Origin of the sequence: Rhodococcus sp. HM1 (assembly GCF_023218075.1) — a bacterium.
Classification (GTDB): Bacteria; Actinomycetota; Actinomycetes; order Mycobacteriales; family Mycobacteriaceae; genus Rhodococcus.
The window spans coordinates 1-410 of record NZ_JALPTB010000222.1 but is presented as its reverse complement, the minus strand read 5'-3'; the positions used below and the strand labels follow the sequence as shown (position 1 = coordinate 410).

The window sequence follows — 410 nt, the reverse complement described above, 5'->3', positions numbered from 1 at the left end:
CTGTAAGGATCGTTAACCGTTGAAATAACCTGAGTCACCATTTTCTGCTCGTCCTGACGCAGCGGCGACCCCAGCAGCTCGCGCAACCGCGCGTTCTCCTGTTTGTACTGCCCCAGCATCAGCAGGTCGCTGTTTTTTAGCAGTAATTCCTGGCGCAGCGCCCGATTTTCCAGCTCAAGCTGGTCGCGAGAAGCCAGCGTTTGCGACACGCTGTCGAGCAGTTCACGAGGGCCGTTTGAAATAAAATAGAAAGGACTGACGGCAGTGTCCATGTACGTTCGGATTTGACTGAACGTCCCCAGGCGGCTGTCGGCAATGATAACGCCGAGCGCCACCAGCACCGCCAGAATAAGGCGAATCTGTAGCGACGGGCCACGGCTAAAAATTGGCTTCATAGGCTATGCGTATTC

The 410-nt window shown here is 55.1% G+C and carries 1 protein-coding gene; it reads right to left on the bottom strand.

Features of this window, described 5'->3' with window-relative positions; all coding sequences use genetic code 11:
- Positions 1–395 (bottom strand): rod shape-determining protein MreC (mreC, locus tag M1M07_RS32520; RefSeq protein WP_065312113.1); only part of this gene is annotated, 395 nt, incomplete at its 3' end.
- Positions 396–410: the final 15 nt, after the last annotated feature.